At 62.8% G+C, this 26,131-nt stretch carries 17 protein-coding genes, 5 rRNA genes and 1 riboswitch (1 of these 23 running past the window's edge); of the genes, 11 read left to right on the top strand and 11 right to left on the bottom strand.

Translation table 11 applies throughout. The features are described 5' to 3' along the window. The 11 genes from MasN3_RS04990 (at position 1) to MasN3_RS04940 (ending at position 11,280) form a co-directional block, all read left to right on the top strand. The gene (locus MasN3_RS04990) at positions 1-531 is read left to right on the top strand and encodes a histidine phosphatase family protein (protein ID WP_281912781.1); all 531 of its coding nucleotides are present in this window, start codon (positions 1-3) and stop codon (positions 529-531) included. 19 nt (positions 532-550) lie between these two features. Next, positions 551-783: riboswitch (cobalamin riboswitch) on the top strand. A gap of 68 nt (positions 784-851) precedes the next feature. Continuing rightward, positions 852-2,684: a TonB-dependent receptor domain-containing protein gene (locus tag MasN3_RS04985; RefSeq protein WP_281912780.1), complete on the top strand. Its 1,833-nt coding sequence runs from the start codon at positions 852-854 to the stop codon at positions 2,682-2,684. A 26-nt stretch (positions 2,685-2,710) separates the two neighbouring features. After that, the gene (locus tag MasN3_RS04980; protein ID WP_281912779.1) at positions 2,711-3,730 is read left to right on the top strand and encodes a FecCD family ABC transporter permease; all 1,020 of its coding nucleotides are present in this window, start codon (positions 2,711-2,713) and stop codon (positions 3,728-3,730) included. A gap of 1 nt (position 3,731) precedes the next feature. Continuing rightward, positions 3,732-4,505 (top strand): ABC transporter ATP-binding protein, encoded by a 774-nt coding sequence (locus tag MasN3_RS04975; protein WP_281912778.1) that lies wholly within the window; start codon positions 3,732-3,734, stop codon positions 4,503-4,505. Continuing rightward, positions 4,502-5,128, top strand: coding sequence for a cob(I)yrinic acid a,c-diamide adenosyltransferase (gene cobO, locus MasN3_RS04970; RefSeq protein WP_281912777.1), 627 nt, complete (start codon positions 4,502-4,504; stop codon positions 5,126-5,128). The genes MasN3_RS04975 and cobO overlap by 4 nt, the downstream gene beginning before the upstream one ends. Beyond that, a complete protein-coding gene (locus MasN3_RS04965; protein ID WP_281912776.1) occupies positions 5,128-6,429 on the top strand; it encodes a cobyrinate a,c-diamide synthase in 1,302 nt (433 codons plus the stop codon). Before cobO ends, MasN3_RS04965 begins: the two co-directional genes overlap by 1 nt. Continuing rightward, positions 6,426-6,986, top strand: a complete 561-nt coding sequence (cobU, locus tag MasN3_RS04960) for a bifunctional adenosylcobinamide kinase/adenosylcobinamide-phosphate guanylyltransferase (protein ID WP_281912775.1) — start codon at positions 6,426-6,428, stop codon at positions 6,984-6,986. Before MasN3_RS04965 ends, cobU begins: the two co-directional genes overlap by 4 nt. Continuing rightward, complete coding sequence (gene cbiB / locus MasN3_RS04955) at positions 6,980-7,924, top strand: adenosylcobinamide-phosphate synthase CbiB (RefSeq protein WP_281912774.1); 945 nt, start codon at positions 6,980-6,982, stop codon at positions 7,922-7,924. The genes cobU and cbiB overlap by 7 nt, the downstream gene beginning before the upstream one ends. Next, entirely contained in the window at positions 7,917-8,897 is a 981-nt protein-coding gene (cobD, locus tag MasN3_RS04950) for a threonine-phosphate decarboxylase CobD (RefSeq protein ID WP_281912772.1), read from the top strand. The genes cbiB and cobD overlap by 8 nt, the downstream gene beginning before the upstream one ends. Then, positions 8,894-9,763: a cobalamin-binding protein gene (locus MasN3_RS04945; protein WP_281912771.1), complete on the top strand. Its 870-nt coding sequence runs from the start codon at positions 8,894-8,896 to the stop codon at positions 9,761-9,763. Before cobD ends, MasN3_RS04945 begins: the two co-directional genes overlap by 4 nt. Continuing rightward, positions 9,760-11,280, top strand: coding sequence for a cobyric acid synthase (locus MasN3_RS04940; protein ID WP_281912770.1), 1,521 nt, complete (start codon positions 9,760-9,762; stop codon positions 11,278-11,280). The genes MasN3_RS04945 and MasN3_RS04940 overlap by 4 nt, the downstream gene beginning before the upstream one ends. On the opposite strand, the gene MasN3_RS04935 is transcribed toward MasN3_RS04940, so the two are convergent. From MasN3_RS04935 to MasN3_RS04885, 11 genes are all read right to left on the bottom strand, one after another. After that, positions 11,225-12,193, bottom strand: coding sequence for a metallophosphoesterase (locus tag MasN3_RS04935; RefSeq protein ID WP_281912769.1), 969 nt, complete (start codon positions 12,191-12,193; stop codon positions 11,225-11,227). The genes MasN3_RS04940 and MasN3_RS04935 overlap by 56 nt on opposite strands. Positions 12,194-12,240: 47 nt before the next feature. Further along, entirely contained in the window at positions 12,241-12,528 is a 288-nt protein-coding gene (locus tag MasN3_RS04930; protein WP_281912767.1) for a hypothetical protein, read from the bottom strand. A 174-nt stretch (positions 12,529-12,702) separates the two neighbouring features. Continuing rightward, positions 12,703-12,815 (bottom strand): 5S ribosomal RNA (rrf, locus tag MasN3_RS04925). A gap of 137 nt (positions 12,816-12,952) precedes the next feature. Further along, positions 12,953-15,828: ribosomal RNA gene (locus tag MasN3_RS04920) — 23S ribosomal RNA — on the bottom strand. A 274-nt stretch (positions 15,829-16,102) separates the two neighbouring features. Next, positions 16,103-17,633: ribosomal RNA gene (locus tag MasN3_RS04915) — 16S ribosomal RNA — on the bottom strand. The 16S, 23S and 5S rRNA genes sit together here, the layout of an rRNA operon. Positions 17,634-18,634: 1,001 nt before the next feature. Beyond that, positions 18,635-19,861: a DUF3322 domain-containing protein gene (locus MasN3_RS04910; RefSeq protein WP_281912766.1), complete on the bottom strand. Its 1,227-nt coding sequence runs from the start codon at positions 19,859-19,861 to the stop codon at positions 18,635-18,637. Continuing rightward, positions 19,858-23,334: an ATP-binding protein gene (locus MasN3_RS04905; protein WP_281912765.1), complete on the bottom strand. Its 3,477-nt coding sequence runs from the start codon at positions 23,332-23,334 to the stop codon at positions 19,858-19,860. The genes MasN3_RS04910 and MasN3_RS04905 overlap by 4 nt, the downstream gene beginning before the upstream one ends. Further along, positions 23,331-23,924, bottom strand: a complete 594-nt coding sequence (locus MasN3_RS04900; protein ID WP_281912764.1) for a DUF4194 domain-containing protein — start codon at positions 23,922-23,924, stop codon at positions 23,331-23,333. The genes MasN3_RS04905 and MasN3_RS04900 overlap by 4 nt, the downstream gene beginning before the upstream one ends. Continuing rightward, entirely contained in the window at positions 23,917-25,374 is a 1,458-nt protein-coding gene (locus MasN3_RS04895; protein ID WP_281912763.1) for a DUF3375 domain-containing protein, read from the bottom strand. The genes MasN3_RS04900 and MasN3_RS04895 overlap by 8 nt, the downstream gene beginning before the upstream one ends. A 135-nt stretch (positions 25,375-25,509) precedes the next feature. Then, positions 25,510-25,622, bottom strand: a 5S ribosomal RNA gene (gene rrf / locus MasN3_RS04890). 137 nt (positions 25,623-25,759) lie between these two features. After that, positions 25,760-26,131: ribosomal RNA gene (locus MasN3_RS04885) — 23S ribosomal RNA — on the bottom strand; it runs 2,503 nt beyond the window's last position.

Below are 26,131 nucleotides of genomic sequence, written 5' to 3'. Positions count from 1 at the left end.
ATGGGGCTGATCCTGGTCCGCCATCCGCAGCCGGACGTCGCGCCCGGTATCTGCTACGGCAGGTCCGACGTTTCGACATCTATCGAAGCAATTGAGCGGGTCGCCGCCGGCTTGCGCGCGGCCGGCCTGCCGGGGGACCTGCCCGTCCATGCCAGTCCGCTCCTGCGTTGCGCGAGGCTTGCCGCCGCACTCGATGTTCCCGTCACGCTCGATGCGCGCCTGGCCGAGATGGATTTCGGCGCCTGGGAGATGCGCGCATGGAACGCCATCCCGCGCGCCGAGGTCGATGCCTGGGCCGCCGACCTGCTGCACTACCGTCCCGGCGGCGGCGAGAACGTGCTCGAGGCGGCCCGCCGCGTCGCCGCATTTCGCCAGGAACTGCGGCATCCCGCCCTCGTCGTCTGCCACGCCGGCACGATCCGCCTGCTGTCCGCCCTGCACGCCGGCGGCGCCATCGAACAGGCCGCATTGCGTGCCGCTTCCAACTCCCACCGCATCGGCTACGGCGAAGTCATCGTGCTGAAAGACTGACAACGCCGCGCGACCCTGCGTATAATGGCGGCGTTTTGGTGCTCGCGGTCGTGCTCACGACCGCAGTTAAACGGGAAACACGAAGCCCTTCAACAAGGCCAACGTGTGCTGCCCCCGCAACGGTAAGCAAGTGCCGCGCTCGATCCTCGGGCTACGCGGCAAACCGTCTTCCATGACCACTGTGCGAACGCATGGGAAGGTCGGACGGCCACACTTGCCAGCCCGGATACCGGCCAAAAGGTGGGAGCGTGCCACGCGCGCGCTTCTGATCAATCTGGCCTACGGGGACGTCGGCTGGTTGTCTATTGATTGAGCTATTCATGAACTTTCCTGTAACACGGCTTGCGGCCGCGCTGTCGCTTGCATTCGCCCTCGCGTCGCCCGTTGTCGCCCACACCTTCGATTCGGTCGTCGTCACCGCCAACCGCATGCCGCAGCGCGCGGTCGACGTGATCGCCGATACCACCGTGATCCACGCCGACGAGATCGCGCGTTCTGGCGCCGGCTCGGTGGCCGACGTGCTGCGGCGCCAGCGCGGCATCGAGATCACCCGCAACGGCAGCGCCGGCGCCGCGACCAGCGTGTTCCTGCGCGGCGCCAACAGCAACGGCGTCGTAGTCCTGCTGGACGGCGTGCGCATCGGTTCGTCCACCAGCGGCGTCGCCGCCTGGAACGCGGTGCCGCTCGGCGCCATCGAACGCATCGAGATCGTCTACGGCCCGCTCAGCACCTTGTACGGCGCGGACGCCATTGGCGGCGTGATCCAGATCTTCACCCGCAAGGGAGAGGGCGGACCGGTCGTCAGCGGCTCGGTCGGCGCCGGCAGCAATGCGACGCGCCAGCTCGACGCCGGCGTGCACGGCGCGGCCAATGGCCTGCGCTATGCCTTCGGCGCCGGCCAGGAAGAGTCGGACGGCTTCTCGGCCACGCGCCCGGGCGCCTTCGGCTTCAACCCGGACGACGACGGCTACCGCCGCCGCAACGCCAACGGCCAGCTGTCCTACGCGCTGACCCCGACATTCGACGTCGGCGCCCAGTTCCTGCACAGCGACCTGCGCGCGCAGTACGACAGCGGCAGCGGCGCCTACGACGTCCATAACGAGCAGGACCTGAACACGGCGGCGGTCTATGCCACGGGCCAGTTCAGCGCCGCCTGGCGCAGCACCCTGCAATACGCGCGCTCGGACGACAAATTGGGCAGCTTCACCAGCAGCGCCCCATCCGGCGCCAGCCAGATCGACACCCGGCAGGACGAGCTGACCTGGCAGAACAGCATCGCGCTCGGCTCCGATACCCTGCAGCTGCTCTACAGCCACCGCAAGGAGGAAGTGGAATCGAGCGCCACCGCGGACCTGTCGCGCTCGCGCACCACCAATGCCTACGCGGCCGTCTACTCGGCCAGGCGCGGCGCCCACCTGTTCGATGTCAGCGCCCGCCACGACCGTTCGTCGGTGTATGGCAGCAAGAACACCGGAGCCGCCGGCTATGGCTATGACTTCGGCTCAGGCCTGCGCGCCACCGCCAGCGTCGGCACCAGCTTCCGCGCGCCGACCTTCAACGAACTGTACTACCCGAACTACGGCCTGCCGACCAACCGTCCGGAACAGGGCCGCAACCGGGAAGCCGGCCTGCGCTATGACGCCGGCAGCGTGCAGTTCGACGCCACGTACTTCCGCAATCGCCTGACCGACATGATTGTCTCCGCCACGCCCTGCCCTGGCCGCGCCGGCAGCTGCGCCTACAACGTCAACCGGGCCCAGCTCGAAGGCGTGACGGTGGCGGCCCGGACGCGCGTCAGCGGCATCAACCTGCGCGGCAGCCTGGACTGGCAGGATCCGAAGGACCTCACCACCGGCAAGCAACTGGCGCGCCGCTCGAAGAAGCATGCCAGCTTCAGCGCCGACAGCAGCTGGGGCGTGCTCAAGGCCGGCGCCGAGCTGCAGCTCTCCGGCGAGCGCTTCGACGATGCCGCCAACCGCAACCGCCTCGGCGGCTACGGCCTGCTCAACCTGTACACTAGCTGGCAAGTGACGCCCGACGTGTCGCTGCTGCTGCGCCTCGACAACGTCGCGGACAAGCAGTACGAGCTGGCGCGCTACTACGGCACCAGCGGACGCACCTGGTTCGCCGGCCTGCGCTACGGCATTCGCTGACCAGGACGCCATCGGGAAGGAGACCCATGCATCACCCCGCTCAAGCGCAGCGCCGGCGCGCCATGCTCGTCATCGGCGCCCTGCTGCTGTGCGCCGTCGCCAGCCTGCTGTTCGCCGGCATGACGGGCTCGATCGCCGTGCCGCTGGCCGAGATGCCGGACGCCCTGCGCCAGCTGGCGCGCGGCGACAGTTCGCTGGCGACCTCGCTGCTCGAGCTGCGCGCCAGCCGGGCGCTGACCGCCTTCGTGACCGGCGGCGCGCTGGCCCTGGCCGGGGTGATGATGCAGGCGCTGCTGCGCAATCCGCTGGCCGACCCTTATGTGCTCGGCATTTCGGCGGGCGCCTCGGTGGGCGCCCTGCTGGCCCTGCTCCTGATGGCCAGCGCCATCGTGGTCGACATGGCGGCGCTGGGGGGAGCGGTAGCGGTGTCGATGCTGCTCTACCTGCTGGCCCGGCGCGACCTGCGCAGCGGACTGGCGCTGGAAGCCGGCACCTCGATGCTGCTGCTCACCGGCGTGATCCTGTCCTCGGCCTGCATGGCCCTGGTCACCCTGATGCTGTCGATCGCGCCGGAAGGCCGGCTGCGCAGCATGATTTTCTGGATGATCGGCGACCTGGCCGGCGCACCGCTGCGCCTGGCGCCGTGGGTGGTGCTCGGCGCGGCCCTGCTGTACGCCCTGCGCAGCGCACGCGCCATGAACGTGGTCGCGCTGCATGCGGAAGCCGCGGCCACGCTCGGCATCCGCGTCGGCAGCTTGCGCAAGGGCCTGTTCCTCGTGTCCGGCGTGCTGACCGCCAGCGCGGTCACCAGCGCCGGCTCGGTCGGCTTCGTCGGGCTGATCGTCCCGCACGCCTGCCGTTTCGCCTTCGGCCCGGACCACCGGGTCCTGATCCCGGCGGCAGTGCTGGCGGGCGGCAGCTTCCTGGTGCTGTGCGACACGCTGGCGCGCACCGTCATCGCGCCGCAGCAGCTGCCGGTCGGCGCGATCACCGCGATCATCGGCGCGCCGGTGTTCCTCTACCAACTGCACCGCCTGCGGAGGTGAAATGATCCGGACCGAACGCCTCGACCTCAAGGCCGGCAGCCGCCTGCTGGTGCGCCAGCTCGACTGGGCCGCCCGTCCCGGCGAATGCTGGAGCATCATCGGCCGCAACGGCGCCGGCAAGAGCACCCTGCTGCGCACCCTGGCCGGCCTGCACCGTCCGGACGCCGGCGCGGTGTTCGTCGGCGGCCGCGCGCTCGACGCCTGGGCGCCGGAAGCGCTGGCGCGCGAGCGCGCTTTCCTGGCGCAGTCGCGCCACGACGCGTTCTCGTACAGCGTGATCGAAACCGTGCTGTCGGCACGCCACCCCTACCACGCCGAGCGCTACTGGGAAGGCAGCGACGACCACCAGGCCGCCATGAACACCCTGGAGGCAATGGAAGTCGCGGACCTGGCCGCGCGCGACGTGCGCACCCTGTCCGGCGGCGAGCGCCAGCGGGTCGCCATCGCCGCGCTGCTGGCCCAGGACACCCCGCTGCTGCTGCTCGACGAACCGGCCAATGCGCTCGACCTGGCGCACCAGGTCAGCAGCATGGCGCTGCTGGCCGGCCTGTGCCGCGAACAGGGCAAGACCGTGGTCATGATTGGCCACGACCTGAACCTCGCCTACCGCATTTCCACCCACGCGCTGCTGTTGATGGGCGACGGCCGCTGGCAAGCCGGCCCGGTCGACGACACCATGCAGCCGGCACTGCTGGGCGACTACCTCGGCCACCCGATCGACATGATCGAGCACGGCGGCCGCCGCATCTTTCTCCCCCATGAGGCTAGCGTATGAACGAGATGACCCAAGAAGAGACCGCTGCATTGAACGAGCGCCACCGCCAGCGCATGGAACGCAAGAAGGCCGTCATCGACGCAAAAATCGCGGCGGCCGACAAGGAAATCGGCATCGTGGTCGTCAATACCGGCAACGGCAAGGGCAAGAGCTCGAGCGCCTTCGGCATGGTGACGCGCGCGCTCGGCCACGGCATGAAGGTCGGCGTGGTCCAGTTCATCAAGGGCGCCATGTCGACCGGCGAGGAAAAATTCCTGCGCCGCTTCCCCGATGAAGTCAGCTTCCATGCGATGGGCGAAGGCTATACCTGGGAGACCCAGGACCGCGAACGCGACATCGCCAAGGCCGGCCAAGCCTGGGAGCAGGCCAGGCGCTTCCTCCAGGACCCAAGCTACGGCATGGTGGTGCTGGACGAACTGAACATCGCGCTCAAATATAAATACCTTGACGTGCACACGGTCATTGCCGACCTGCTCGATCGTCCGGTTATGCAGCACGTGGTGGTGACCGGCCGCGCGGCCCCGCCCGAGCTGGTGGCGGTGGCCGACACGGTCACCGAGATGAACGTGGTCAAGCACGCCTTCAAGGCGGGCATCGCGGCCCAGGCCGGGACGGAGTGGTGATGGACCGGGATACGGGCGCGCGCGCCGTGCTGGTCGCGGCCATGTCGTCGGGCCAGGGCAAGACCAGCGTCACCGCCGCGCTGGCGCGCAAGCTGCTGCGCCAGGGCCTGCGCGTGCGGGTGTTCAAGTGCGGACCGGATTTCATCGACCCGATGCTGCTCGAACGCGCATCGGGCGCGCCGGTCCATACGCTCGACTTGTGGATGGTCGGCGTCGAGGAATGCCGGCGCCGCCTGCACGACGCGGCGCGCGAAGCCGATGCGATCCTGATCGAGGGCGTCATGGGCCTGTACGACGGTTCGCCCTCGGCGGCCGACCTGGCGCGCGAATTCAACGTGCCGGTGCTGGCGGTGATCGATGCCTCGGCCATGGCCCAGACCGCGGGCGCGGTGGCGCGCGGCCTGCGCGACTACGGTCCCGTGCAGCTGGCCGGCGTGGTGGCCAACCGCATCGCCAGCGAAGGCCATGCGAACATGGTGGCCTCGTCGCTGCGCGACATTCCGCTGCTCGGCTGGCTGGCGCGCCAGGACACGCCGCTGCCGGAGCGCCACCTGGGCCTGGTCCTGCCCGGCGAAGTCGAGGGGCTGGACGCCCTGCTCGACAAGCTGGCGGACGGCCTGCACTTCAACGAGGATGCCTGGAACGCCCTGCCTCTCATGGCGCAGTCCGCACCCGAGTGGCAGCAGGTCGAGCGCCTGCTGGACGGATGGGTCGTCGCCATCGCCCGCGACCCGGCCTTCTGCTTTCTCTACCCCGCCAACCTGGACCTGCTGGAAAAGATGGGAGCCCGCCTGCGCTACTTCTCGCCCCTTAGGAATGAAGCGGTGCCCGGTGACGCCGACGCCGTCTTCCTGCCGGGCGGCTACCCGGAGCTGCACTGCGCGGAGCTGGCGCAGGCCGCCAACTGGCAATCGTCGATCCGCGCGACCCATGCACGTGGCGTGCCGATCCTGGCCGAATGCGGCGGCATGATGGTGCTCGCCGACGGCCTCACCGACCAGGAGGGACAGCGCTGGCCCATGGTGGGGCTGCTGCCGGGCGAAGTGCACATGCAGCCGCGCCTGGCCGGCCTCGGCGCACATGCCATGCCGACCGACCAGGGACCGGTGCGGGGCCACAGCTTCCACTATTCGCGCCTGGAGACCGCGGCGCCAGTACAGGCGCATACCGTCAAGACCGGCAACGGCGCACAGGGCGAAGCCGTGTACCGCATCGGTTCGCTCACCGCCTCCTACTTCCACGCCTACTTCCCGTCCAACCCGCCCGCCGTGGCCGCGCTGCTCGGCGGGGGGAAGCCATGAGCACCACCCTGGTGCTCGGTGGCGCACGCTCCGGCAAGAGCGCCTACGCCGAGCGCCTGGCCCATGCATCCGGCAAGGAAGTCGTCTACGTGGCCACCTCGCGCGCCGGCGACGCCGAAATGGCGGCGCGCATTGCCCACCACCGCACCCGCCGCCCTGCCCACTGGCACACGGTCGAAGAAGAGCTGGGGCTGGCGGCCGTGCTGAGGGAGCATTGCAGGCCGGGACGCCTGGTGCTGGTCGACTGCCTGACGCTGTGGCTCAGCAACCTGATGTTCTGCGATGGCCGCGCGTGGCCCGAAGTGGGCGAAGTGGCCCTGCCGGCGCGCTTCCACCAGGAGCGCGCAGCGCTGCTGGATGCGCTCGAAGCCGGCGCCAAAGGAGACATCGTGTTCGTCTCCAATGAAGTCGGCATGGGCATCGTGCCCCGGGGCGCGGTGTCGCGCTGCTTCGTCGATGAGGCGGGCTGGCTGAACCAGGCGGTGGCCGCCCAGGCCGATCGTGCGGTGTTCGTGGCGGCCGGGCTGCCGCTGGTATTGAAAGGCGCCGCATGCTGAGCGGCCTGTCGCTGCCGCAGCTGGCCGGCCTGCTGGCAGCGGGCGTCCTGCTCGACTTGCTGCTGGGCGAGCCGCGGCGCTGGCACCCGCTGGTCGGCTTCGGCCGGTTGGCGCAGGCGATCGAACGCCGCCTGAACCGCGGCGCGCAGCCTTTCGTGCGCGGGCTGCTGGCCTGGCTGCTGGCCGTGCTGCCCTTGTCTTTGCTGGCCTGGCTGGCAGCGGCGCATGCCGGGCTGTGGCTGCACGCCCTTCTCCTGTATGCCTGCATCGGGCTGCGCAGCCTGCGCGAGCACACGATGCCGATCGTGGACGCGCTGCGCGCGGGTGACCTGGAGACCGCGCGCGCTCGCACGTCCTGGATCGTCAGCCGCGACACGCACCAGGCGAGCGAAGCAGACCTGGCGAAGGCCGGCGCCGAGTCGCTGCTCGAGAACGGCAACGATGCAGTGTTCGGCACCCTGTTCTGGTTCCTGGTCGCGGGCGGCGCCGGCGCCGTCCTGTTCCGGCTGGCGAACACGCTCGATGCCATGTGGGGCTACCGGAACGCGCGCTTCAACCTGTTCGGGCGTGCGGCCGCGCGCATCGACGACGCGCTGAATTATGTGCCGGCGCGGCTGACCGCGCTGTCTTACGTCGTGCTGGCCGGCGCCGGCCGCGCACGCGCTTGGCAATGCTGGCGCACCCAGGCGCCCGCCTGGAGCAGCCCGAACGCCGGACCGGTGATGGCGAGCGGCGCCGGCGCGCTCGGCGTCTCGCTCGGCGGCGCTGCCGTCTACGATGGACAGCCGGAGCAGCGCCCGCCGCTCGGCGCGGGCCCGAACGCCACCGCAAGCGACATCGTGCGCGCCTGGCGCCTGGTGCTGCACACCACCCTGCTCTGGCTCGGCCTGGCCGGCGCGGCAGCGCTCATTGTCCTGGCATGGAGGCAGCATGCTTGAACACGGCGGCAAGCTGCGCGAGGCTGCGCGCCTGTACGGGCGCGAGGATTGGATCGACCTGTCGACCGGCATCAACCCGCACGGCTATCCCGTGCCCAGCCTGCCTGCCGATGCCTGGCATCGCCTGCCCGAGCCGGATCCGGTGCTGGCTGCCGCGGCCTGCGCCTATTACGGCGCGCCTGCCCTGTTGCCGGTCGCCGGTACCCAGGCCGCGATCCAGGCGCTTCCCCGGCTGCGCGCACGCTCGCGTGTCACGGTATCGAGTCCCTCGTATGCCGAACACGCGCATGCCTGGCTGCAGCAGGGGCACACGCTGCGGCTTGCCTCGTATGCGGATCTGGACCGTGCGATCGACGGCAGCGAGGTCGTGGTGGTCGTCAATCCAAACAATCCCACCGGCGAGACCATCGGGGCCGAACGCCTGCTGGACTGGGCCGAGCGCCTGGGTAGACGCGGCGGCTGGCTGGTGGTCGACGAGGCGTTTGGCGACACCGATCCGGCGCTCAGCGTCGCCGCCCATGCGGGCGAGGCGGGACTGGTCGTGCTGCGCTCGGTCGGCAAGTTCTTTGGCCTGGCCGGGCTGCGGCTGGGCTTCGTCGGCGCCGACGCCGCCACGCTGCGCGCGCTCGAGGACCTGCTGGGACCATGGGCCGTCAGCGGTCCGGCGCAGGCGGTGGCCGGACGGGCGCTGCGCGACCTCGACTGGCAGCGACGGACCTTCGCGCAGTTGCAGGAGTCCGGCCGGCGCATGCGTAGCCTCTTGGCGACGCATGGCATCCGGGCGGGAGGCACGCCGCTGTTCCACTGGTGGGCCGAGGCGCAGCCAGAGGCCTTTCACACGCATATGGCGGAACGCGGCATCTGGTGCCGCCTGTTCCGCGAGGCCGGACGCGGCATCCGGATCGGCCTGCCGGCGGACGAAGCGGGATGGCAGCGCCTCGATGAGGCACTTCAAGCATGGAGCAATGAATGAGACGGATGATGGTTCTGGCTGCGGCACTGCTTGCGCCGGCGGCGGGCGCGGTGACGGTGCATGACGACGCGGGCAATGCGGTCACGCTCGACAAGCCGGCGATGCGGGTGATCTCGATGGCGCCGCACGTGACGGAAACGCTGTTCGCGGCCGGCGGGGGCAGCCGCATCGTGGGCGCGGTCAACTACAGCGACTATCCCGAGGCCGCCAGGAGCATCCCGCGCATCGGCTCGAACCGAGAGATCGACCTCGAACGCGTGATCAGCATGAAGCCCGACCTGATCGTCGCCTGGATGCACAACAACGCCGAGCGGCAGATCGAGATGGTGCGCAAGCTGGGCGTGCCGGTATTCCTGAGCGATCCGCAGAAACTGGACGGCATTCCGGACAACGTCGCCCGCCTCGGCCAGCTGATGGGCACCCAGGCGGTGGCGGAACCGGCCGCGGAGGAGCTGCGCCGGCAACTGGCCGAGCTGCGCGGCCGCTATGCCGGACGCCCGCCCGTGCGCACTTTCTACCAGGTGTGGGACAAGCCGCTGTATACGCTCAGCGGCCGCCACATCATCACCGACGCGCTGCGCCTGTGCGGCGGCGAGAACATCTTCGACAAGCTGACGGTGACCGCGCCGATCGTGTCGATCGAGAGCGTGCTGCAGGCCGACCCCGAGGCTGTGTTCGGCACCGCCGAGAAGAACTACGGCGGCGTGAACCTGTGGAAGCCGTATGCGACCCTGCTGGCCACCCGCAAGGGCAACCTGTTCACGGTCGACGGCAATCTGCTCAACCGCGCGGGCCCGCGCATGATCGCCGGTACCGCCGTCCTGTGCGAGAAGCTCGAGCTGGCCCGCCAGCACCGGACCCGATGAGCGCCCTGCCCTTCCGTACCCTGATGGTGCAGGGAACGACCTCGGATGCCGGCAAGAGCACCGTGGTCGCGGCCCTGTGCCGGCTCCTGCTGCGCCGCGGCCTGCGGGTGGCGCCGTTCAAGCCGCAGAACATGGCCCTGAACAGCGCGGTCACCAGCGACGGCGGCGAGATCGGACGGGCCCAGGCCCTGCAGGCGATCGCGGCGGGTGTCGAAGCCCATACCGACATGAATCCGGTCCTGCTCAAGCCTTCCAGCGACACCGGCGCCCAGGTGATCATCCATGGCCGCGTGCGTGCCGAGATGAACGCGCGCGACTACCACCAGTACAAGAGCGTGGCCATGGCGGCGGTGCTGGAATCGCATGCGCGGCTCTTGTCGCAGTACGAGGCGGTGGTGGTCGAAGGCGCGGGCAGTCCGGCCGAGATCAACCTGCGCGACCGCGACATCGCGAACATGGGATTCGCCGAGGCGGTCGACTGCCCGGTGATCCTGGTGGCGGACATCGACCGCGGCGGCGTGTTCGCCCACATCGTCGGCACGCTGTCCTGCCTGTCGGCCTCGGAGCGCGGGCGGATCGTCGGCTTCGTCATCAACCGCTTCCGCGGCGACATGGAGCTGCTCGAGCCGGGCCTCGACTGGCTCGAGGAACAGACCGGCAAGCCGGTGCTGGGCGTCCTGCCCTACCTGCACGGCATGGTCCTGGATGCGGAAGACGCGGTGCAGCCGGCGCAGTCGGGCAAGGGAGACTTTCGCATCGTGGTCCCGAGCCTGCCGCGCATGAGCAACCATACCGACTTCGATGCGCTGCGTGCGCATCCGGACGTCGACCTGCGCTTCGTGCGGGCCGGGGAGGCGATCCCGCCCGCCGACCTGATCGTCCTTCCGGGCAGCAAGAACACCCGGGGTGACCTCGCCTGGCTGCGGGCGCAGGGCTGGCCTGCGCACCTGGCGCGGCACCTGCGCTACGGCGGCAAGCTCATCGGGATTTGCGGCGGCTTCCAGATGCTCGGCCGCTCGGTCGCCGATCCGCACGGGGTGGAAGCGGAGCCGGGCGTGTCGGAAGGCCTCGGACTGCTCGACATCGACACCGAACTGGCGCGCGAGAAGCGGCTGGCCCTGGTCAGCGGCCAGGCAAGGCTGGCCGGCGGCGTCCCGTTCGGGCTGCGGGGATACGAGATCCACATGGGCGTCTCCAGCGGCGCGGCATTGGCGCGGCCTGCCTTCGTGATCGACGGCCGCGACGAAGGGGCGTGTTCCGGCGATGGCCAGGTGCTGGGGACTTACCTGCACGGCGTGTTCGATCATCCCGAAGCGGGCGCCGCGCTGCTGGCCTGGGCCGGCCTGCAGTCGCAGCAGACGGTCGATACCGCGCTATTACGCGAGCAGAGCATCGAGCGCATCGCCGACGCGACCGCGCCGGTCCTCGACAGGCTGTTGTCGCTCTTACCAGGCGCCGGCCTCAGTAAGGCTGGGGAATCCGCGACAGTGCGTAGTTCGACATCACCAGTTGCTTGAGCATGCCCAGGTCGCCTGACGAGAACAGGCTGAAGGGCCTGGTCAGGCGGCGCCCTTGCGCGTCCTCCAGCTGCCGCGCGGCGCCCGGCACGACGATGTGATCGCCTTTGCTGATCAGGAGCGCTTCGGCGCGCGCCGTCTTGCTGTTGACGTCGATCGCCCATACCCGGCCCCCATGTAGCGCGGACACCCGCTCGACCAGCGTGTGTCCGACGACGATCGACTGCGCGCCGAAGTGCGCGAGCACGTCGCCAACCTGGGCTGTGGTCGCCAGGGCGAATCGCTCCTCGCCGTCCTCCAGGTAGCCGCGGTACTGGGTCAGCCCTGCCGGCCCGATCACGGCATCGAGCTCCGCCTTGCTCGGCATGTCCCCCGACCAGTAACGCCGCATCGCGCTGTTCAGATTGTTGATGCTGAAACCGGCATCGGCCACCAGCGGATTCACGCCGCCATGGGTGATCACGGTGCGCCCGCTCTTGATGATGACGGGCTGCAGGCGCAGCCACTGTCCGATCAGCGTGTCCGGCCCGAAGGCAGCGGCCTGGCCACCCATGCGCGTCAAGGCGTACAGGTGGTCGCGGTTGGCGCGCGAGGTATTCCCGCGCAGCAGATACTGTTCATGGTTTCCCAGGACGAGGTGGACGGCGCCGCCTGCATCCTTCGCTTGCAGGCTGAGCGCGTAGAGACGCCACAGGACGGCGAATGCGTCGCGTCCGCGGTCGACGGCATCGCCGGCGATCACGAGATGCTTGTCGCCATAGCTCCAGTTGCCCTGTGCGTCGGTGACGGTCAATGACGCGAGCGCAGCGTCGAGAAAGCGCACATTGCCTTCGATGTCGCTCAGGACCAGCGTGTCTGACGGGGTATCGAACACCGCATCGGCCGCTGCCGGCGTGCGCGTAAGGGGGAACACGCTGCGTTTTCCCGCGCATTCGATAGCGAGATCCGTGCCGGACCCCGTCATCTGCTGCACCCGGTCTTCACAGAACCAGGTCGCCGTCCAACTGCCGTCTGCCAGCTTGCGGACATCGGACCATCGAGGAAGCCCGGAATATGGACTTTGTCGCCGGTTCCCGCAAAGGTATTCAGGCCCGCCATGCCGATTCCGATCGGTACCAGCAGGCGCCGGTGGGCACCGTGCTCGGTCAACTCGACGCGCGCGTTGGACAGGGCAATGACGAGGGCGCCCAGGAGCAGGATGGCCGTGGCTCCGATGCCGCGGAGAAGATAGCGACGCGTCTGCTTCATTGTCATGTCGAGTAGTCGAGATAACAAGAAGTGTAACGTAGCACTCGTTGTTATTGATCAGGTATCTAGGCCGCTCAACGAGAAACCTGTCATTACATGCGGGAAGGATAGGAAGGACGCAGAAACGCAAAAAGCCCGCTCAGTATCAACTGAGCGGGCTTTGCTTTATAACTAGCCTGACGATAACCTACTTTCACACTGGTTGCAGCACTATCATCGGCGCAAAGTCGTTTCACGGTCCTGTTCGGGATGGGAAGGGGTGGGACCGACTTGCTATGGTCATCAGGCTTTGACTTGTCGTGAGATTTGACCACATGGTCAAATTTCACCAATCCGGAAGAAGCAAGTTCTTGTTGTTCTTGGGGTAGCAGTATCAACAAACTGCAGCTGTATTCTTGACTCGTCTATAACCTACCAAGGTTATAGGGACAAGCCGTACGGGCAATTAGTACTGGTTAGCTTAATGCATTACTGCACTTCCACACCCAGCCTATCAACGTCCTGGTCTCGAACGACCCTTCAAGGAGCTCAAGGCTCCGGGAAATCTCATCTTAAGGCAAGTTTCCCGCTTAGATGCTTTCAGCGGTTATCTCTTCCGAACTTAGCTACCCGGCAATGCCACTGGCGTGACAACCGGTACACCAGAGGTTCGTCCACTCCGGTCCTCTCGTACTAGGAGCAGCCCCCTTCAAATTTCCAACGCCCACGGCAGATAGGGACCAAACTGTCTCACGACGTTTTAAACCCAGCTCACGTACCACTTTAAATGGCGAACAGCCATACCCTTGGGACCGGCTACAGCCCCAGGATGTGATGAGCCGACATCGAGGTGCCAAACTCCCCCGTCGATATGAACTCTTGGGAGGAATCAGCCTGTTATCCCCAGAGTACCTTTTATCCGTTGAGCGATGGCCCTTCCATACAGAACCACCGGATCACTATGTCCTACTTTCGTACCTGCTCGACTTGTCGGTCTCGCAGTTAAGCACGCTTATGCCATTGCACTATTAGCACGATGTCCGACCGTACCTAGCGTACCTTCGAACTCCTCCGTTACACTTTAGGAGGAGACCGCCCCAGTCAAACTGCCTACCATGCACTGTCCCCGATCCGGATAACGGACCAAGGTTAGAACCTCAAACAAACCAGGGTGGTATTTCAAGGATGGCTCCACGGGAACTGGCGTCCCCGCTTCAAAGCCTCCCACCTATCCTACACAGATTGGTTCAAAGTCCAATGCAAAGCTACAGTAAAGGTTCATGGGGTCTTTCCGTCTAGCCGCGGGTAGATTGCATCATCACAAACATTTCAACTTCGCTGAGTCTCGGGAGGAGACAGTGTGGCCATCGTTACGCCATTCGTGCAGGTCGGAACTTACCCGACAAGGAATTTCGCTACCTTAGGACCGTTATAGTTACGGCCGCCGTTTACTGGGACTTCAATCAAGAGCTTGCACCCCATCATTTAATCTTCCAGCACCGGGCAGGCGTCACACCCTATACGTCCACTTTCGTGTTTGCAGAGTGCTGTGTTTTTATTAAACAGTCGCAGCCACCAGTTTATTGCAACCCTTTCACCCTTCTGCAGTAAAGCAGTCAAGCTACCGGGGCGTACCTTATCCCGAAGTTACGGTACCAATTTGCCGAGTTCCTTCTCCCGAGTTCTCTCAAGCGCCTTAGAATACTCATCTCGCCCACCTGTGTCGGTTTGCGGTACGGTCTCGTATGACTGAAGCTTAGAGGCTTTTCTTGGAACCACTTCCGATTGCTTCGCACCACATGGGTGCCCGTCCCAGTCCCTTGAATCCTGCGCCCGGATTTGCCTAAGCGCCTTCTATGAACCAGAAACCAGCTATTCCAACAGCTGGACAACCTTCCGCGATCCGTCCCCCCATCGCATCATACGACGGTGCAGGAATATTAACCTGCTTCCCATCAGCTACGCATCTCTGCCTCGCCTTAGGGGCCGACTCACCCTGCTCCGATGAACGTTGAACAGGAAACCTTGGGCTTACGGCGTGCGGGCTTTTCACCCGCATTATCGCTACTCATGTCAGCATTCGCACTTCTGATACCTCCAGCATCCTTCACAAGACACCTTCGCAGGCTTACAGAACGCTCTCCTACCATATCTATTGCTAGATATCCGCAGCTTCGGTGACTGGCTTAGCCCCGTTACATCTTCCGCGCAGGACGACTCGATCAGTGAGCTATTACGCTTTCTTTAAATGGTGGCTGCTTCTAAGCCAACATCCTGACTGTTTTAGCCTTCCCACTTCGTTTTCCACTTAGCCAATCTTTGGGACCTTAGCTGGCGGTCTGGGTTGTTTCCCTCTTGACGCCGGACGTTAGCACCCGACGTCTGTCTCCCAAGCTCGCACTCATCGGTATTCGGAGTTTGCAATGGTTTGGTAAGTCGCAATGACCCCCTAGCCATAACAGTGCTCTACCCCCGATGGTGATACTTGAGGCACTACCTAAATAGTTTTCGGAGAGAACCAGCTATTTCCAGGTTTGTTTAGCCTTTCACCCCTACCCACAGCTCATCCCCTAATTTTTCAACATTAGTGGGTTCGGACCTCCAGGGCGTGTTACCGCACCTTCATCCTGGCCATGGGTAGATCACCTGGTTTCGGGTCTACACCCAGCGACTGTCGCCCTGTTCGGACTCGATTTCTCTACGGCTCCCCTATTCGGTTAACCTCGCCACTGAATGTAAGTCGCTGACCCATTATACAAAAGGTACGCCGTCACCCCATAAAGAGGCTCCGACTGTTTGTATGCACACGGTTTCAGGATCTATTTCACTCCCCTCCCGGGGTTCTTTTCGCCTTTCCCTCACGGTACTGGTTCACTATCGGTCGATTACGAGTATTTAGCCTTGGAGGATGGTCCCCCCATGTTCAGACAGGATTTCTCGTGTCCCGCCCTACTTGTCGTACGCTTAGTACCACCGTCTGAATTTCGTGTACGGGGCTATCACCCGCTATGGCCAACATTTCCAGGTTGTTCCACTATTCAATCGACTATCACGTACAGGCTCTTCCCATTTCGCTCGCCACTACTTTGGGAATCTCGGTTGATTTCTTTTCCTGCAGCTACTTAGATGTTTCAGTTCGCCGCGTTCGCTTTGCATACCTATGTATTCAGTATGCAATGACCCAAAGGGCCGGGTTTCCCCATTCGGAAATCTGCGGATCAAAGTGTGTTTGCTCACTCCCCGCAGCTTATCGCAAGCTACTACGTCCTTCATCGCCTGTAATCGCCAAGGCATCCACCATGTGCACTTATTCGCTTGTCCCTATAACGTTGGCCCCTCATGAGTTAAGGGATCGTCATAGAAATCAAGAGTACAGCTCATTGCATGTTTGTTGATACTTGATTACTACCCTAAGTGTGCTCGCTCATCGTTTCCGATTCGCTTACACGCTTAAAAAAACTTTACTTCTTCCAGATTGTTAAAGAACGAGAACTACACTTATCGAAGACCAGGGCCTTGAATAAGCACAGTCCAGTCAACAGCCGATAAGTGTGAACGTTTGATGCTGAAGCTTTCGCTTCCGGTGCTACTCTAGAAAGGAGGTGATCCAGCCGCACCTTCCGATACGGCTACCTTGTTACGACTTCACCCCAGTCACGAATCCTACCGTGGTAAGCGCCCTCCTTGCGGTTAAGCTACCTACTTCTGGTAAAACCCGCTCCCATGGTGTGACGGGCGGTGTGTACAAGACCCGGGAACGTATTCACCGCGGCATGCTGATCCGCGATTACTAGCGATTCCAACTTCACGTAGTCGAGTTGCAGACTACGATCCGGACTACGATACACTTTCTGGGATTAGCTCCCCCTCGCGGGTTGGCGGCCCTCTGTATGTACCATTGTATGACGTGTGAAGCCCTACCCATAAGGGCCATGAGGACTTGACGTCATCCCCACCTTCCTCCGGTTTGTCACCGGCAGTCTCATTAGAGTGCTCTTGCGTAGCAACTAATGACAAGGGTTGCGCTCGTTGCGGGACTTAACCCAACATCTCACGACACGAGCTGACGACAGCCATGCAGCACCTGTGTGAAGGTTCCCTTTCGGGCACTCCCAAATCTCTTCAGGATTCCTTCCATGTCAAGGGTAGGTAAGGTTTTTCGCGTTGCATCGAATTAATCCACATCATCCACCGCTTGTGCGGGTCCCCGTCAATTCCTTTGAGTTTTAATCTTGCGACCGTACTCCCCAGGCGGTCTACTTCACGCGTTAGCTGCGTTACCAAGTTAATTAAAACCCGACAACTAGTAGACATCGTTTAGGGCGTGGACTACCAGGGTATCTAATCCTGTTTGCTCCCCACGCTTTCGTGCATGAGCGTCAATCTTGACCCAGGGGGCTGCCTTCGCCATCGGTGTTCCTCCACATCTCTACGCATTTCACTGCTACACGTGGAATTCTACCCCCCTCTGCCAGATTCAAGCCTTGCAGTCTCCAACGCAATTCCCAGGTTGAGCCCGGGGCTTTCACGTCAGACTTACAAAACCGCCTGCGCACGCTTTACGCCCAGTAATTCCGATTAACGCTTGCACCCTACGTATTACCGCGGCTGCTGGCACGTAGTTAGCCGGTGCTTATTCTTCAGGTACCGTCATTAGCCGAAGGTATTAGCTTCAGCCGTTTCTTCCCTGACAAAAGAGCTTTACAACCCGAAGGCCTTCTTCACTCACGCGGCATTGCTGGATCAGGCTTGCGCCCATTGTCCAAAATTCCCCACTGCTGCCTCCCGTAGGAGTCTGGACCGTGTCTCAGTTCCAGTGTGGCTGGTCGTCCTCTCAGACCAGCTACTGATCGTCGCCTTGGTAGGCCTTTACCCCACCAACTAGCTAATCAGACATCGGCCGCTCCAAAAGCATGAGGTCTTGCGATCCCCCACTTTCTTCCGTAGAACGTATGCGGTATTAGCGCAACTTTCGCTGCGTTATCCCCCACTTCTGGGTACGTTCCGATGTATTACTCACCCGTTCGCCACTCGCCACCAGACCGAAGCCCGTGCTGCCGTTCGACTTGCATGTGTAAAGCATGCCGCCAGCGTTCAATCTGAGCCAGGATCAAACTCTTCAGTTCAATCTCTGTTTGTCGAAACCGGTATTGCTACCGGTTTCGAAATCGATCCACTGGATCGATTTCGCTCACTCAAAATACTGACGAAACCTTCTTGCGAAGATTTACGTTTATTTCTTGTGAACATTTGATAATTTAAGTAATCACTGACCGAAGTCAGCGGCACCTTCATCAAACGCCCACACTTATCGACTGTTGATTGTTAAAGAACCTTGTTCTGTACTACCTTGCTGCACCTTGCGAAGCGTTGTGTTCGTCAGCAGCAGAGAAGCGAGATTATGCAGTATTTCGCTTAACTCGTCAACCCCTCGTTCGCTTCGTCACAGATTTCTCTGTGGATATTGCTAACGTAACCACTTGATTCCGTTAACGTTTTCGGTTTGTACCGAAGCGAACGCGAACTATAGCAAATTCTCACCCAATACGGCAAGGGGGTAGTTTGTGGAGATGTCGTTTCCACGCCGTACGTTTGGCACTGTGACGCCGTCGCGACTCATCATGCTGTTCGTGGCGGATCGTGCTTGGCATGGACGGCGCCGTGTTCCATAGTGGCTTCAGCAGTGCTCCCCTACCTGGACGGCACCAGGCATGTCCACGGTCATCCTGCGCTGGCACTGAGCGGTATTTCCCATGTGTGAATTGTCGAACAGATGAGGTTTTTTGCAGCTGGATAATGCGTGAGGTCACAGCGATTGATGTCTGATCGAACTGTGACCTGGACGCCATGGTCGAAGCACGTCGGCTGCAGTGAACTGCAACGGGCAGCACAAGTTTGATGAACTGGGCGGCACCCGCCAAACCCAAAGTTCCGGTATCGGGGGGAGCGTATACGGAGGCGAGTGTTGGCCCAGCCGTGCACAGTATCGGCGGCGGCAACAAGGATGCGAGCAAGTCAAGCACTTGCCATCCGCCGCGCCGCGGCGACGCACAGCTGGGAACTCGGCCGGGAACCTGGCCGGACAGGAGCCTCGGTTTTCTACCGAGGCTTTTTTGTTTCCAGACTATCAGTCCTTATCCACATCCGGCGTCAGGCTGGCGATCGCTTCCATCGCCCAGGAGTAGCGAATCCGTTCCTGCTCTAAGCGCAGATTCGTCGCATACACGTTGTCGCGAAGGGCGGCGAATAACTGCTGTTCGTCTTCACGCAGTCGCTTGAGTTCGCCGGTAAAGCGGGTGGCGGGATCTTCACTGCCCCACAAGGATCTATGCGCATCGAGGGTGTTGGCATCCATGAGAAGCGAGCGGACGTGCGGCACATGGGACCGGAGACGGTCCAGAATCACGAAACCATGGGTGTCAATGTCGCCCCAGTAAAACACCTCACGATCAGCTAGCCAGGTGGCCTGCTCCAGCCTGTCGACCCCATATCCGCCGCCAAAGATCACCATGCTCGACGGCGATGCGGGAAAAGCCAGCGCATTCACCTCGTTTTCGGTAATGAAGACCCGTCGCACATTGCTGTCGAGTGCGGCGAACTGGACCACGGGTGCCGTGATATCGGATAGCCCGCCGATGTAGCAGACAGGATCGAGCACACGAAAGCGGATAAGTGCAGGCTTGGTCAGCAATCCAAACCGCGCCTCGAATTGACGGACGCCATTTGCGCTTGCCAGGATTGATTCAGATGGCATGATTTCATTGAGCAAGTCGGTGAACAAGCCCTTTCTTGCTTCGATGAACTTGGTGTCGACACCCTCTATATCGAGCTGGCGCAGGTAGAGGCCAGCTCGCGGGTGCGCGCTGAACCAGCGCAGGACGGCGAGAACCTTGTCCCAAGACTCAGAATGCTCAATCAACTTGAGCGGTTGTCGGCTGAGCCAGCTGCGCAAAAGGGGAAACTCTTCCAGCGTCACCCTTGCGAGTCGATCGAAACGTCTGGCCTCGGCAGTCCGGCCGATGAGGCGCAATGCATCGTCTTCTGTGGAAACGATAGCGGCAATTGGAATACGGTTGCGTCCGAGCTGACGGTGATTAATGTCGCGCCATACCAGCTCATAGCCCTGCCCGCCCCCAGTCCGGCTCGATCCGACGAGCGCGCCAATCCAATGGCGGACTGCATCGAACTCGTCCCCCAGGTCGGCGCCACCAGGTTGCCGAAGGCGGATCTCATACGGAAAAATGGGGACGCTCTCGAGCCTGGCGCGCAAAATTGCGCCGCTATCCCATAGTTGACGAACGCTGGCGACGATATCGCCAGGGCCAGACCACCTGGCAGCATGCTGAACCTTCATCCGCTGCGCGCCTCGCGTTCAGCCCGGAATTCCTCGATGCTCAGGTAGCGCAACATAGATTGACGGCCCTCTTCGCTGTGCACGAACCCGAGGCCGGCCACATAGGGTTCGATGATGTGGATTTTCTGCAGCGGGGTCACGATGAGCAGTTGTAAATTCATGCGCCGGAATAATTCCAGACCATAACGCGCCGACTCATCGGAACCACGGCCGAAGGCTTCGTCGATCACAACGAAGCGGAACGAGCGCGAGCGAACCACATCCCACTCGAGGCCAAACTGGTAGGCCAGGCTGGCTGCGAGCACGGTATAGGCGAGCTTTTCTTTCTGGCCGCCTGATTTACCGCCCGCATCGGAATAGTGCTCATGTTCGCGGCCGTCTTCACGCCAACGCTCCGAGGCCGAAAACACGAACCAGTTTCGCACATCGGTAACCTTGCGGGTCCAACGCTTGTCCATCTCGGCGCTACCCTCGCGGCCCCGGAAACGCTCGATAATGCGCCGCACCTGTAGGAATTTGGTCTCAGTATATTCCTCATCGGGCGCCCCCGTCAGAGCGCCCTCGGTACAGCTGCGCAAGTCGTGCTGGAAGTCGCGCAGGTCGGCGTCCAGGCTCGGCTCCGCCTCCAGCGCGATGTAGCGGTTCGGGTTGTAGTCGATCGCATGGAGCGACGTGTTGATGGTGTCGATCCGTTCGCGGATGGTTTCACGCTCGCGTTTGAGTTGCGACTGGAAGCCGGCAATCTCTCGGATCGTGTTTTCATTCAGCAGCTCCTTGAAGCGACTGGCAAAGCGCGGTAGATCGTCTGCCTGCAAGGCTTGCAGCATGCGCCGGAATTCGCTGGCGGCCTCGATATTGACGTCGACCTCGCGCACATCCAGGGGCCAGGCGACCACATAATTCTGCATGGCCGAAATGATCGCATCGCGCAAACGCTCGATCTTCTTGCCTTCGGCATCAATCCGCCCTTGCAAGAATTCGCGCATGTCGCGCTCTCGGTTGTCGGCCGATTCGACCGTCAGTGCATGCTCGCCCAGCGCCTCGGTGCGTAAGGCTTCAAGCCGCGGTTCCAGTGACGCACGGCGGACATCGTCGATGGCAGCGGCCACCTGGCCGGATTCCTCGCGTAGAAAACGTGCCTGGTGCAGCTTTTCGGCCATGGTCGCTTCGACCTTGGCAGCAGCGCCGTGCTGGGCCTCGGTCTCGGCGAGGGCCTCGTCGAGCTCCTGTAGTTGCTCCTGCAGCGTGCGCAGCAGGTCGGACGACGCGGCCAGCTCCCGCTGCTCGCGTTCGAGCTGGTCGATCTCCGTCACCAATGGTTTCCAGTCCAGTTCCGCGAAGTCGCCGTAAACCGCCAATTGCTGCCACAAGCCGTGCAGCTTGTTCCATTGCTCGACTTCTTCCTTGAGCGTTCGAATCTGCTGGGCATGCGCGTGGATGCGCGTGGCGAGATCGCGTTCTTGCTTGGCGAGCGCGGCGATCTTCGCCTCGTTGGTCCAACCCAGCACATAGCGCGTCCGGTCGCCGATTTGGTGGCGATCGTCTTTCTCGTGCCGCTCGCCGCCGGCTTTCACCTGACCGTTGGGTGTGATCGCCCGCTGCTCACGGCGGAATTGGTCCATGCTGTCGCAGCACGCATAGTCGAAGCGCCGTGCCAACTCCGCCTCTAGCCAGGGATAAAAGGGAGAGTCGGGCTGGAGGGCCAGCTTGTGTATCAGCGACTGCGGATGTGCCGGTCGCCGCTCGGCCGTCACGCTCGGGCGTACCCGGTAATAGACCAGGCGTGCACCGAGGTGGGTACGATCCGTCCAGGCCGCGACCTGGGCATAATAGGCTTCGGGCACCAGCAGCGACAACCCAAATGCGTGCAGGAGGCGCTCGGCCGCTCCCTCCCAGGACTGCGCCTCTTCGCGCACCTGAATCAGTTCACCGGCAAACGGCAGCTTGTCCGCAGGGATGGACAAGGCCTCGCACAGCGCATCGCGCACCATCAGCATCTGGCGCGGGACATTCGAGCGGCGCTGGCGCAGCGATTCGAGTTCGCTGGTGAGGTCGCCATGCAGGCGGCGCAATTCGCGTACCGTGACACCGGCTTCGGTCAGCCGGTTGCTGCGCTCGTCGCGCTGCGCGATGCACTTGGCCTGGCCTTGCGCGACGGCGCGGCGGTTTGCGTCGAAGGTGTCCGTGTCGAGCGCGCCAGGCAGGCCGACCGCGCCGGCGATCAGGCTGTATTTGTCTGCACGTGCAGATTTTTCCTGCCTGGTGATGTCGAGGCGGGCGATCTCGTTCCTGATCTGCTCGATACGGTTGCCGCCGTTGGCGGAAATTGCGGCGGTCAGGTCGTCGCGCGTCCGACGCTGTGCCCGCAACAATTCTTGAAGTTGGACAAGCTTGCCTGTGGAGCGTTCATGATCGGCTTCGAGATGGGCGATACGTTTATCGAGCAGCGCGGCCTTCAGGCCGGCAAACCAGGAACGAAGCGCATCGCGGCAGGCGCGTAGTTCATCCACGCTCTGCGCCAACGCGGCGTGACGATCGCAATCTGCCGTCAAGGGCAGCAGTGCATCGATCTGGGCCTGCGCCTTGAGCACCGCTTCATGTGCGCGGTTGAGGTCGTCGAAGTGGGCGATCAGCGCGTCGATACGGGCCTGGACCGGAAACGGCTCGAGCATGTGCTCCCGCACGAACTCGGTCAGGTTGCCGACCGACTTCATCGAGACCGTCTGGTTGAACAAATCCATCGCCTGCTCGGACGCGATGCCGAAGCGGCGCCGAAACTCGGCGCCGTAGGGTGGAAAGCTGTCGAACAGAGTCACGCCGGCAATACCGCGCAAGCGTTTGCGCAAGTGCGCGATGTCGGTGCCGAAGCCGGCGAAATGCTCGGCAATTGCCAGACTCGCATCGGCAACAACGTAGAAACGCTCGGGCTGGCCGCGGGGATCTTTCAGCCAGAATACCTGGGCCAGCGTCACGCTCTGCTCGAAGCCTTCGTTGCGGAATTCTCCAAGCAGGACCGAATAACTGTGGTGGTCGCGCAGCGGCACGGCGCGCGCGGTCATGCCGGTGTCGCCGCGTTCGGATTTATAGTGGCCGAGCACATACGTACGCAGGCTGCGTTCGCGCGCATCGGCCCCTGCCGCCTTGTTGTACGAGATCTTGTTGTGCGGGACCAGCAGGGTCGTCAGGGCGTCCACCAAGGTCGACTTGCCCGAGCCAATGTCGCCGGTAAGCAGCATGTTGTCGCCGCCGGGGTGCATACGCCAGACGCGCTGGTGGAAGGTGCCCCAGTTGTATACCTCGAAACGGTGCAGGCGGAAGCCCGCACGTCCCGCACCATCCGCGATGAGCGGTGCCGGTGCAGCGTCGAGACGAGCATGCGCGACTGCGTCTGGTATCGCATCGCCCGGGTCGGCCAGGTCGAGCTGGCTTGGGGAGGGCTGGGCGGACGGATCGGATTCCGGCACTGCGTTCATACGCTCTCCTCGCCCGTCGCCGACGCGGCATGGCTGGCATAAGTATCGAGCCGCTTGCTGAAATCGTCGAGCCATTGCGCATCGACGAAGGCCTTGAGGATGCGCCGCACTTCGTACTGGTTGTCCGGGCCGCGCAGGCGGCGCAGGAATCCGAGCTCGACGACTTTGTTGAGGTGGGTCTCCATGCGGTCGAGCAGGCGCGCTTCGTTGGCGGTCTCGGGCAGGAACAGCCGCATCTGCTCGGCAATGTCATCACGGCTGACTACCAACCGGGTGTCACCGCCGGCCGCGTCAAACTCGGCCAGCTTTTTTCGCAGCAGGACCAGGATCAGGCTGACTGGAAAGCTGAGCGGACGCCGCTGGACCAGGCGCGGCATGTCGCTTTCTTCCTGCGCGCGCGGGCGCTGGCGCAGGTAGGCGTAGCCTTCTGCTTCGTCGAGCACCATCTCGAGACCGATGATGGCGCAATAGTCGCGTACGCGCGCCTGCAGGTCGAGCAAGCCCTGCCACAGCGCCGCCGCATTCTCGCGGTAAAGCACGCCCTGGAACAAGGCTACCAAAATAGGGCCGAGACGGTCGTCTTCATTCATTACTTGTCTGCTCGCGTAGGGTAAAAATTACCAGGGGTAAGGAAGCTTGGCGCTGGTGACCTGCGCCGTCGGTCCAGGATACCCGTTCAGTACGCTCGTCGTCGATGACGGCGCCGAATTCTTGCGTGGCCAGCTTCAGGTAGGTGGCGATCTCGGCCAACCCTTGTTCGATCGGGCGTTCCGCCACCAGGGAGGCAAGCGACACCTGCTTGCGCGTCTGCAGAGCGCGCCGGATATTCGTCAGGAGGCGCGCCTGGTCGACGTAGACCTGCTCGAACAAGGCATCGGCCACGATGTCCGCCGCAGCGTCTTCGACTGTGACGTTACGGATGTCGGCCTTGAAGGGCGGCGTGTATAGCAGACGCTCCATGGGCAGGCTGATCGCCGGCGCCTCGTCGTCGATCGAGGAAAATGCGCCCTCGGGCACTTGCCCGCGCAGGGCCAGGGCCTTCTGCTCGACGCCGCGGACCAATTCCATGATTCGGCGATTCTCGAGCCAGGCCTGGTCGTCCAGGTAACGGCGCAACTGCTCCGACAGGCGCGCGACGGTACGCTGCGTCACTTCACCCGCTTCGAGCCAGTCGTAGTGGATGCGCCTGAGACGTCCATCCGGCTCCAGTTCACGAATCGGTCCGAGTTGCATGACATGCTCCAGTAAATTGCTGAGTTCGTCCTGGCGGGCTGGCGACATCAGGAGATCCCAGAAGGCCCGGAAACTGCGGCCCTCGTCGGAATCAGCGATCAGGTCGCGCCAGCCGAATACCTGTTGCAGCAGCTCTCCCTTGCCTCCTTCCCAGATGGCGATCTGTTCACGGACGTCCCGGTCCAGGCTACGGAAGCTCTGGTCAAGCGCACGAAAGTCGGATAGCAGCTCGCGGGCGGTCGTTGCCATTTGCAAAAAGCGTTCACGTACCTGTGTCGGCTCCATCAACGCGAGGCGCCCTTCACGAATCTGCGCAATCTCAGCGTCGATTTCGGCCTTGCGCCTCTGTAGATCTTCGATACGCGTACGGGGGTTCAGTTCGGTACCACCGACAATCTGTTTAAGCAGATCAAATACGGTCATCAGACGCGATTCGGTTCCGATGAAGGCTCGCTGATCAAGCGTCGCGAGCCACTCGATAGCTTGCTCTGCGGACGACGTCAGGTCGTAATGGGCTTCGTCATGTCCTTGCGGATAATATTTTCGCAACCAAGCGCGCTCGTCGGAAGCCCAATCGTCGAGATAGGCCACGGCGCTCTTGGGATAAACTTCTTGAGCTTCCGCTTCGTGGAGATGGAACAGGTGATCATCCAACTGAGATGCCAGTTCCTGGCGCGGAATCGTACGGATATTCGGCGCGATAAAGCTGCGGTGCAAGAAACTGGCGATCATGGGTGCATGATCTGCTGCGAGAAGGCGCCAGGCGGGATGAGAGCGCCGCTGGAGAACGAGCTGGTGGTAGTCCATCTTCCGATGCCGATGTGTGAATCATATGACTGTACTGTCAGTCAGCAGATTTGACAAAGGAAGTGCATCAACGATATGAAAACACAAAGCAAAAAACCCCACCAGGATCACCTGGTGGGGTTTTTCATATAACTAGCCTGACGATAACCTACTTTCACACTGGTTGCAGCACTATCATCGGCGCAAAGTCGTTTCACGGTCCTGTTCGGGATGGGAAGGGGTGGGACCGACTTGCTATGGTCATCAGGCTTTGACTTGTCGTGAGATTTGACCACATGGTCAAATTTCACCAATCCGGAAGAAGCAAGTTCTTGTTGTTCTTGGGGTAGCAGTATCAACAAACTGCAGCTGTATTCTTGACTCGTCTATAACCTACCAAGGTTATAGGGACAAGCCGTACGGGCAATTAGTACTGGTTAGCTTAATGCATTACTGCACTTCCACACCCAGCCTATCAACGTCCTGGTCTCGAACGACCCTTCAAGGAGCTCAAGGCTCCGGGAAATCTCATCTTAAGGCAAGTTTCCCGCTTAGATGCTTTCAGCGGTTATCTCTTCCGAACTTAGCTACCCGGCAATGCCACTGGCGTGACAACCGGTACACCAGAGGTTCGTCCACTCCGGTCCTCTCGTACTAGGAGCAGCCCCCTTCAAATTTCCAACGCCCACGGCAGATAGGGACCAAACTGTCTCACGACGTTTTAAACCCAGCTCACGTACCACTTTAAATGGCGAACAGCCATACCCTTGGGACCGGC

Source organism: Massilia varians, from assembly GCF_027923905.1.
Lineage (GTDB): Bacteria > Pseudomonadota > Gammaproteobacteria > Burkholderiales > Burkholderiaceae_D > Telluria > Telluria varians_B.
This window is presented reverse-complemented; position numbering and strand designations above follow the sequence as displayed.

Coding starts and splice junctions, on each gene's coding strand:
- MasN3_RS04940 (WP_281912770.1), top strand. CDS start 9,760: ATGAGCGCCCTGCCCTTCCGTACCCTGATGGTGCAGGGAACGACCTCG.
- MasN3_RS04965 (WP_281912776.1), top strand. CDS start 5,128: ATGGACCGGGATACGGGCGCGCGCGCCGTGCTGGTCGCGGCCATGTCG.
- MasN3_RS04895 (WP_281912763.1), bottom strand. CDS start 25,374: ATGGACTACCACCAGCTCGTTCTCCAGCGGCGCTCTCATCCCGCCTGG.
- MasN3_RS04910 (WP_281912766.1), bottom strand. CDS start 19,861: ATGAAGGTTCAGCATGCTGCCAGGTGGTCTGGCCCTGGCGATATCGTC.
- MasN3_RS04980 (WP_281912779.1), top strand. CDS start 2,711: ATGCATCACCCCGCTCAAGCGCAGCGCCGGCGCGCCATGCTCGTCATC.
- MasN3_RS04990 (WP_281912781.1), top strand. CDS start 1: ATGGGGCTGATCCTGGTCCGCCATCCGCAGCCGGACGTCGCGCCCGGT.
- MasN3_RS04985 (WP_281912780.1), top strand. CDS start 852: ATGAACTTTCCTGTAACACGGCTTGCGGCCGCGCTGTCGCTTGCATTC.
- cobD (WP_281912772.1), top strand. CDS start 7,917: ATGCTTGAACACGGCGGCAAGCTGCGCGAGGCTGCGCGCCTGTACGGG.
- cobO (WP_281912777.1), top strand. CDS start 4,502: ATGAACGAGATGACCCAAGAAGAGACCGCTGCATTGAACGAGCGCCAC.
- MasN3_RS04905 (WP_281912765.1), bottom strand. CDS start 23,334: ATGAACGCAGTGCCGGAATCCGATCCGTCCGCCCAGCCCTCCCCAAGC.
- MasN3_RS04975 (WP_281912778.1), top strand. CDS start 3,732: ATGATCCGGACCGAACGCCTCGACCTCAAGGCCGGCAGCCGCCTGCTG.
- MasN3_RS04930 (WP_281912767.1), bottom strand. CDS start 12,528: ATGAAGCAGACGCGTCGCTATCTTCTCCGCGGCATCGGAGCCACGGCC.
- cobU (WP_281912775.1), top strand. CDS start 6,426: ATGAGCACCACCCTGGTGCTCGGTGGCGCACGCTCCGGCAAGAGCGCC.
- MasN3_RS04945 (WP_281912771.1), top strand. CDS start 8,894: ATGAGACGGATGATGGTTCTGGCTGCGGCACTGCTTGCGCCGGCGGCG.
- cbiB (WP_281912774.1), top strand. CDS start 6,980: ATGCTGAGCGGCCTGTCGCTGCCGCAGCTGGCCGGCCTGCTGGCAGCG.
- MasN3_RS04900 (WP_281912764.1), bottom strand. CDS start 23,924: ATGAATGAAGACGACCGTCTCGGCCCTATTTTGGTAGCCTTGTTCCAG.